The 1081-nt window shown below is 45.1% G+C and carries 1 protein-coding gene; it reads right to left on the reverse strand.

The features are described 5' to 3' along the window. Positions 1-10: 10 nt before the first annotated feature. Positions 11-1081 (reverse strand): phosphoenolpyruvate--protein phosphotransferase (gene ptsP, locus R7127_RS26830; protein ID WP_318148753.1); only part of this gene is annotated, 1071 nt, incomplete at its 5' end.

Genomic DNA, 1081 nt, shown 5'->3' on the forward strand with positions numbered 1-1081 from the left:
TCACGATTACCTACTTTTTCCCTGCACGAACGAAGCCTGCAAAACCTTGTTGGATAAAGAAATCATGCATCATTTGATGAATCTCCTCTCCGTACGATTTTATCATCGCCTGTTCCGCTAGTTTTTCTAGTTCCTGTTGTTGGCTATGACGAATCAAATACTTCACCTTAGCCACGTTAGATGTGTTCATACTTAAGCTGGTGTATCCCAACCCAAGTAATAAGAGCGCACCAAATGGATCACCGGCTAATTCACCGCAGATGCACACTGGCACATGATATTTATCGCACACGTCATGAATCTGTTTGAGTGCTAACAGCACTGCCGGATGCATGGATTCATAGACATCAGCGACGCGGGAATTGTTCCGATCCACCGCCAGTAAATACTGAGTTAAGTCGTTAGTACCAACAGAGACAAAATCCACTCGATGCGCGATGGCAGGAAGCAGATATACCATCGATGGTACTTCGATCATCACCCCGACCTTTGGAGCCTGAATACGCTCATCAAGCAAGACAACTTCGCTGTAGGCTTGGTTGATCAGCGTCATCGCATCATCCAGCTCTTTAATACCAGATACCATGGGTAACAAGATACTTAAATTACCACTTTCAGCACTGGCTCTTAGCATCGCACGCAATTGAATCAAAAAGATATCAGGATGATCTAACGTAAAGCGAATCCCGCGCCAACCTAAAAACGGATTGTCCTCTTCGATTGGCAGGTATGGCAATGGTTTATCACCACCGATGTCTAGAGTACGCATCACCACGCGTTGGTTCGAGTAGCTGTTTAATATTGCTCGATATTGATGATACTGCTCATCTTCCGATGGAAAGTGATGTTGAAGTAAAAATGCAATTTCAGTTCGATATAAACCGACACCATCGACGCCCGTATTAATGGCAATGTTGCTATCGGCACTGAGACCCGCATTCAGCATCACTTCAATGTGCTGGTTATCTAACGTTACGGCAGGTAACGCGAGATCTTTATTGACCATCGCGAAGAGCTCTGACTCTTCACTAACTAAACTGCGATACTCACGCAACAGCTGGCGGTTGGGCTCAAGAAAAAT

The sequence above is a fragment of the Vibrio sp. 1159 genome, from assembly GCF_033340395.1.
Classification (GTDB): Bacteria; Pseudomonadota; Gammaproteobacteria; order Enterobacterales; family Vibrionaceae; genus Vibrio; species Vibrio alginolyticus.